The organism is Streptomyces sp. NPDC012769 (assembly GCF_042901205.1).
Taxonomy (GTDB): Bacteria; Actinomycetota; Actinomycetes; order Streptomycetales; family Streptomycetaceae; genus Streptomyces.
This window is the reverse complement of the sequence record NZ_JBIBCP010000003.1, coordinates 771271-778272: the sequence shown is the minus strand read 5'-3', so window position 1 is coordinate 778272 and position 7002 is coordinate 771271. Positions and strand designations below refer to the sequence as shown.

Sequence of the window (7002 nt, the reverse complement as noted above, 5' to 3'; positions counted from 1 at the left end):
GAAGGGCAGGTCACGGCCGGGGGCGATGACGGTCCAGCCTGGGACGACAGCGGCCGGCGAACGGCTCCGAGCCCCGTGACGGCGGAGCCGGGTGACAACGGAGCCGCGTGGCGGCTCGGGCCCCGTGACGAGCCGGTCCAGTGACCGAAGGGCAGGTCACGGCCGGGGGCGATGACGGTCCAGCCTGGGACGACAGCGGCCGGCGAACGGCTCCGAGCCCCGTGACGGCGGAGCCGGGTGACGGCTCTGAGCCGGGTGACGAGCCTGTCCTGTGGCCGAAGGGGAGGCATCACGGCCGGGGGCCGATGACACTACCGCCGGGGACGACGGCGGTCGGGGAACGGCTCCGAACCCGGTGACGGCGGAGCCGGGTCACGCCCCCGGCCGGTGACGGCGGAGCCGGGTCACGCCCCCGGCTGGTAGCGGCGGAGCCGGGTCACCACCCCGGTCCGTGACGGCCCGGGCCGGTTGACCGGGGCGGCCAGGTCACGGTCGGGTCCCGGTGGGGGTGTCGCGGACGAGCGCGGCGGCCTCCTTGAGGGTGAGGGTGGTGCCCTCCTCGTAGCGGGCGGTGAACTCGGCCGGGGCGAGGGTCGCGCGCAGGGAGCGGGCGGCGTGGGCGCGCACGGTGGCCTCGGTGGGGGCGGTGAGGGGGCGGATGCCGGGGCCGCTCGGGGTGCCGCGGTGGGCGTCGTAGGCGCCGAGGAGCCGGGCGCCCTCCGCCGCCGCGCCGGTCCGCGCGCGGGCCCAGGCGGCGGTGGCGAACTGGGTGACGATCAGGTAGGGGGCGACGAGGTAGGCGAGGGCCTCCATGTCGCGTACGGCGTCGGCGAGGCGGGCCGTGGCGTCGTCGTAGGCGCCGTCCACGCAGTCGAGCCAGGCGCACAGGCCGGCCAGCATGCCGTGGAAGAGGCCGGGGGTGATGTCGCCGAACTCCTGCCGCATCAGGTCGACCTGCTCGCGGGCGAGGGAGGTCCGGCCGGTGGTGCCGTAGTGCTGGGTGAGCAGCAGGCGGGGGGTGCTCACGGCCTCGGTGCCGGACTCGCCCGACTCGGCGGCGGCCTCGACGAGCATGCGTTCGGCGTCCGCGTACGCCGCCGGGTCGTCGGCGTACGCCGGGGCGCGGAGCCGGACGGCGGCGAGCAGCGCCTTGAAGACGGGGATCTGGGAGCGGGCGCCGAGCCGGGCGGCGGCGTCCATGGCCCGCGCGAAGTCGGCGGCGGCCTCGGCGGTGCGGCCGGCCCGCTCGTACGTCTCGCCGCGCGCGGCGAGCGCCTCGGCGACGCCCCAGGAGTCCTGCGCGGCCTCGAACAGCGCCAGCGCCTCCGCCGCGTCCCGCTGCTGCCCGCCGAGGAGCTTGGCGCGCAGCAGCAGCCCGTAGGCGAGGTCCCAGTCGTCGCCGTGCTCGCGGGCGGCGGCCACCAGCGCGGCGAGCGTCTCGTCGAGTCTGCCGAACCGGCCGGTCATCAGCTGGGCGAAGAACCACATAGTGCCGGGGTGCCGGGCGGTCTGCGGCAGCCCCGGCCGGTACGCGGCGATGACGGCGTCCAGGCGGGCGCGGGTCTCGGGCCGCTCCAGCGCGGTGGCGCCCTCCCCGCCCTCGCCGGCGAGGGCCAGCAACCGTCCGCCGCGCCGCGCCTCCCACAGCCGCTCCCCCGCCCATGGTGGCGGCACGTCCACACAACGCCCCTCGAAGGGCTCCGCCCTCCGCACCGGCCCCGCGAACGGGTCCGGGCCGAGCCGGGTCGCCGCCGGCAGCCAGGTCCGCGAGTCGTGCAGATGGTTGCGCAACTGCCAGAACCAGCTCATCGCGTGGACCAGGCACAGCGTCTCCTGCTCGTCCCGCGCGCGGACGGCGGTGCGCAGCGCCGTCCGTACGTTGTCGTGCTCGCTCTCCAGCCGCCGCAGCGCCGACGCCTGTCGCGGTCCCCGGATTTCGGCGTCGCTGATCCGGGCGAGCTCGCGGTAGTACGTCAGATGGCGCCGCTCGGCCACCTCCCGGTCCCCCGCCTCGTCCAGCCGCTCCCCCGCGTACTCCGCGACCGTCTCCAGAAGCCGATACCGCATACCCGCCTCCGTCGGGCCGGCGACCACCAGCGACTTGTCGACCAGCGCACCCAACACGTCGAGCACCTCCGACGCGCCCCCCGGCTCGCCGCACACCGCCTCCGCCGCCTCCAGGTCACAGCCGCCCGTGAAGACCGCCAGACGACGCAGCACCGCACGCTCGGCACCGTCCAGCAGATCCCACGACCAGTCCACCACCGCGCGCAGCGTCTGCTGACGAGGCAGCACCGTGCGCGCCCCCGAGGTCAGAAGCCGGAAACGGTCGTCGAGACGATCGGCGATCTGGCGAGGAGTCAGCATCCGCAGCCGCGCCGCGGCCAGCTCGATCGCCAACGGCAGACCGTCCAGACGCCGGACGATCTCCGCCGCCGCCTCCGGATCGTCCGCCACCCGGAACCCCGCACGCACCGCCGCGCCCCGCTCACCGAACAGCCGCACCGCCGTCTCCGGCGGCAACGGCCCCACCGCACGCACCACCTCCCCCGGCACACCCAACGGCTCACGACTCGTCGCCAGCACCGTCACCCCCGGACAACGCGCCAGCAACACCTCCACCAACCCCGCCGCCGCCCCCACCACATGCTCACAGTTGTCCAGAACCAGCAGCATCCGACGCCGGGCACAGTGGTCGACGAGGGTGGTGAGGGGGTCGCGGGCGGGGGCGTCGCGCCAGAGGTGGGTCTCGCGGGCGCCGAGGGCGGTGAGGACGGCGGCGGGGACGTCGGACGGGTCGCGTACGGAGGCGAGTTCGGCGAGCCACGTCTCGGGGTGGGCCGACGCGGCCGCCAGGGCGAGGCGGGTCTTGCCCACGCCGCCGGGGCCGGTCAGCGTGACGAGCCGCCCCGTGTCCCACGCGTCCGCGAGGTCGCGCAGTTCGGTGGTGCGGCCGAGGAAGGAGGTCAGGGGTGCGGGCAGCGCGCGACGGGCGGTGGGCGGCTCCTCGGCGGCGAGCAACTCCTCGTACAGGCTCTTGAGTTCGGGACCGGGTGTGGTGCCGAGGCGGTCGGCGAGGGCGCGGCGGGCGGTCTCGTAGGCGGCGAGGGCCTCGGCGGGGCGGCCGGCGGCGCGCAGGGCGCGGAGGCGGAGGGCGTGGAGGGGTTCGTCGAGGGGGTGCTCGGCGGTGAGGGCGGCGAGCGGGGCGAGGGTGTCCTGGGCGCGGCCGAGGGCGACGTCCGCGGCGAGCCGGTCGCGCCGGGCGCGGGCGCGGTGCTGTTCGGCCCGTACGGCGAGCGGGTCCGCGTCGTGTCCCGGCAGGTCCGCGAGGGCGGGGCCGCGCCAGAGCCCGAGGGCCTCGTCGAGCAGCCGCGCGGCCCGCTCGGGCCGGCCGGCGTCCAGCTCGCGCGCCCCTTCGTCGGCGAGCTCCTCGAAGCGGAACAGGTCCACGTCGCCGGGCGCGGCGGCCAGCCGGTAGCCGCCGGGCACGGAGGCGACGGCCTGGTGCCCGAGGGCCCGGCGCAGCCGGCCCACCAGTGCCTGGAGCGCCGCCAGCCGGTCGTCGTCGGTGTCCTCGGCCCAGACCCGGGCGATCAGGGCGTCCGTGCCGGCCGCGCGGCCGCCCGCTGCGGCGAGCGCGGTGAGCAGGGCACGCAGCCGGGCGCCGCTCAGTGCGGCTTCGGCGCCGTCGGCGCGGCGGGCCTGGGCGGGTCCGAGGATGCGGTAGGGCGGCTGCACCGGCCCATTCTGCCGAATCCGCCCGAGTGGCGGTGTCGCCGCCATGGCGTGCGGGGTGTGCGGGTTCGACAATAAGGAAGATGACCGATGACGAGCGGAACACGCGCGGCGGCGAGATCGGGCCGACCGAGCGCCTCGCCATGAACCGCACCGGCAGCTTCGACTGGGACCTCGACACCGGCACCATCGACGTCGACGACGCGGGCCTGCTGGTCTTCGGGCTCGCCCCGGCGGAGTTCGACGGACGGCCGGCGACGCTCGTACGCGATCTCGACCCCGAGGAGCGGACCCGGCTCGAACAGGTGATCAGGGACGCGATCACCGGCGGCAGCTCTTCCTACACGGCGCACGTCCGGCTCGAACGGCCCGACGGTACCCCCCAATGGACGCATGTGCAGGCCCGGATCCTGCGGCGGGGCGGCGGCATGGCGCACCGGATCGTGGGGATCGTGCGGGACGCGACGACCGAGGTGACGCACTCGGAGTTCGTGCTCGACCTGGAGAAGCGCCGTGAGGTGCAGACCACGATCGTGGAGCGGACGACGCACGCGCTGTCGCGGGCGGTGACCGTGGACGACGTGACGGCGGCGCTGACCGGCCCGGGGGGTCTCGCGCGGCTCGGTGCCGAGGGTCTGGCGCTGGGTCTGGTGGAGAACGGTTCCCTCAACATCATCGCGCTGAGCGGCGAGTCCCTCGAGGTCTTCGACGACTTCCGCAGCCGCCGCCTGGACCGGGGGCTGCCGCTCGCGGAGACGGTGCTGAGCGGCCGGCCCCGGTTCGTGCCCTCGTTTCCGACGCTGGGACAGGACTTCCCCGAGCTCGCCCCGTACGTGACCCGGATGCCGTTCCGCTCGGCCTGCTATCTGCCGCTGGTGGCGCAGGCCCGCTCGCTGGGCGGGATGGCGCTGTTCTACCGGCGCCGCAGCACCTTCAACGCCGACGAGCGCAATCTGCTGCTCGGTCTGGCGGCGATCGTGGCGCAGTCGCTGCAGCGGGCGATCCTCTTCGACGAGGAGCGGGAGCTGGCGACCGGTCTCCAGGCGACGATGCTGCCCCGGCGGATCCCCACGATCACCGGTGGCGAGATCGCGGTGCGCTATCACGCGGCGTGGAGCGGTCGGCAGGTCGGCGGCGACTGGTACGACGTGATCCCGCTGCCGCGCGGGCGGGTCGGCGTCGTCGTGGGCGACGTCCAGGGCCACGACACCCACGCCGCCGCGATCATGGGCCAGCTGCGGATCGCGCTCCGGGCGTACGCGGGCGAGGGCCACGCCCCGTCGACGGTGCTCGCCCGCGCCTCCCGCTTCCTCGCGGAGCTCGACACCAACCGCTTCGCGACCTGCACCTACGCCCAGGTGGACCTGGCCGGCGGCACGGTGCGCGGGGTACGGGCGGGGCATCTGGGGCCGCTGATCCGGCACACGGACGGGCGGGTGGGCCGGCCGAAGCTCCGGGGCGGTCTTCCGCTCGGCCTGGCGACGGTCTTCGGGGACGAGGAGTTCCCGGAGACCCGGCTCGACCTGGTGCCGGGCGAGACGCTGGTGATGTGCACGGACGGTCTGGTGGAGCAGCCGGGCACGGACATCGAGACGGGGCTCGACGCGCTCGCCGAGGCGGTGAGCAGCGGCCCGCCGCAGGCGGAGGCGCTCGCGGACCATCTCTCGGAGCGGCTGTGGGAGCGGTGGGGCTCGGGTGACGACGTGGCGCTCCTGGTGCTGCGGCGCAGCCCGGACCCGGGCACGCCACGGGCGCCGCGCATCCACCAGTACATCCACCAGGCCGATCCGCAGGGCCTGTCGGACGCGCGGGCGGCGGTGGGGCAGGCGCTGGTGGACTGGGGCATGCCCGAAATCGCGGACGACGCCGAGCTGTTGACGGGCGAGCTGCTGGTCAACGTCCTGCTGCACACCGAGGGTGGCGCGGTGCTGACCCTGGAGGTGCTGCCGGAGCCGGTGCGGCGGGTGCGCCTCTCGGTGCAGGACCGGTCGAGCGCGTGGCCGCGCCGCCGCACTCCGGGCGAGGCGGCGACCTCGGGGCGTGGGCTGCTCCTGATGGACGCGATCGCCTCGCGGTGGGGCGTGGAGCCGCGCGGCGAGGGCAAGGCGGTGTGGTGCGAGATCGGACCCGCCGAGACGCCTTCGTCTCCGGGCGAGCGGGCGGGGGCGATCGACGGTACGGGTTCCGGTCGCACGGGGCCGGAGGACTGAGCGAAGGGCGGTACGGCCGATGGACCCGGTGGCGGCGCTGGAGCGGATCGCGTTCCTGCTGGAGCGGTCACAGGCGCCCGCGTACCGGGCCCGCGCGTTCCGTACGGCCTCGGCGGCGGTGACGGAGCTGGGTGCGCAGGAGGTGGCGCGACGGGCCGCGGCGGGGACGCTGGAGTCGGTCAAGGGGATCGGGCCGAAGACGGCGGCGGTGGTGCGGGAGGCGCTGGCCGGGCGGGTGCCCGAGTATCTGGAGCGCCTGGAGAAGGAGATCCCGGTGCCCGAGGCCCGGGGCGGCGAGACCCTGCGGGCCGCGCTGCGCGGCGACTGCCATGTCCACTCGGACTGGTCGGACGGCGGCAGCACCATCGAGGACATGGGACGGGCGGCGGCCCGCCTCGGCCACGAGTGGATGGTCCTGACGGACCATTCGCCGACCCTGAAGGTGGCGCGCGGTCTGTCCCCCGACCGGCTGCGGGAGCAACTGGACGTGGTGGCGCGGCTCAACGAGGAGTGGGCGCCGTTCCGGATGCTCACCGGGATCGAGTGCGACATCCTGCCGGACGGCTCGCTGGACCAGGAGCCCGAACTCCTCGACCGGCTGGACGTGGTGGTCGGTTCGGTGCACTCGAAGCTGCGGATGGACGCGGCGGCGATGACCCGCCGGATGGAGCGGGCGGTGCGCAATCCGCTGATGGACGTGCTCGGTCACTGCACCGGTCGGCTGGTGAGCGGCGGGCGGCTGCGGCCGGAGTCCGAGTTCGACGCGGAGCGGGTGTTCGGGGCCTGTGCCGAGGCGGGCACGGCGGTGGAGATCAACAGCCGTCCGGAACGGCTCGATCCGCCGCTGCGGCTGCTGCGGCTCGCGGTGGAGGCCGGCGTGTACTTCGCGGTGGACACGGACGCGCACGCGCCGGGCCAGCTGGAGTGGCAGATCCACGGCTGCGCGCGGGCCGAGGAGTGCGGGGTGCCGGCGGACCGGGTGATCAACACCTGGTCCGCGGACGAGCTGTCGCGGTGGACCCGGGGCGAGCACCCGTAGCGGCGGCGTCGCCCGCCC

General features: G+C 75.6%; 3 protein-coding genes. 2 read left to right on the top strand and 1 reads right to left on the bottom strand.

The genetic code is table 11. The features are described 5' to 3' along the window. Positions 1-486: 486 nt before the first annotated feature. A complete protein-coding gene (locus ACFY7C_RS18625; RefSeq protein WP_389652744.1) occupies positions 487-3783 on the bottom strand; it encodes an ATP-binding protein in 3297 nt (1098 codons plus the stop codon). 35 nt (positions 3784-3818) lie between these two features. Here ACFY7C_RS18625 and ACFY7C_RS18620 point away from each other — a divergent pair, with 35 nt between their 5' ends. Together ACFY7C_RS18620 and ACFY7C_RS18615 are read left to right on the top strand one after the other, a co-directional pair. Continuing rightward, positions 3819-5945 (top strand): SpoIIE family protein phosphatase, encoded by a 2127-nt coding sequence (locus ACFY7C_RS18620; RefSeq protein WP_389651270.1) that lies wholly within the window; start codon positions 3819-3821, stop codon positions 5943-5945. 19 nt (positions 5946-5964) lie between these two features. Then, the gene (locus ACFY7C_RS18615; RefSeq protein ID WP_389651267.1) at positions 5965-6984 is read left to right on the top strand and encodes a PHP domain-containing protein; all 1020 of its coding nucleotides are present in this window, start codon (positions 5965-5967) and stop codon (positions 6982-6984) included. The last annotated feature ends 18 nt before the right edge of the window (positions 6985-7002 follow it).

Coding starts and splice junctions, on each gene's coding strand:
- ACFY7C_RS18625 (WP_389652744.1), bottom strand. CDS start 3,783: ATGGCGGCGACACCGCCACTCGGGCGGATTCGGCAGAATGGGCCGGTG.
- ACFY7C_RS18615 (WP_389651267.1), top strand. CDS start 5,965: ATGGACCCGGTGGCGGCGCTGGAGCGGATCGCGTTCCTGCTGGAGCGG.
- ACFY7C_RS18620 (WP_389651270.1), top strand. CDS start 3,819: ATGACCGATGACGAGCGGAACACGCGCGGCGGCGAGATCGGGCCGACC.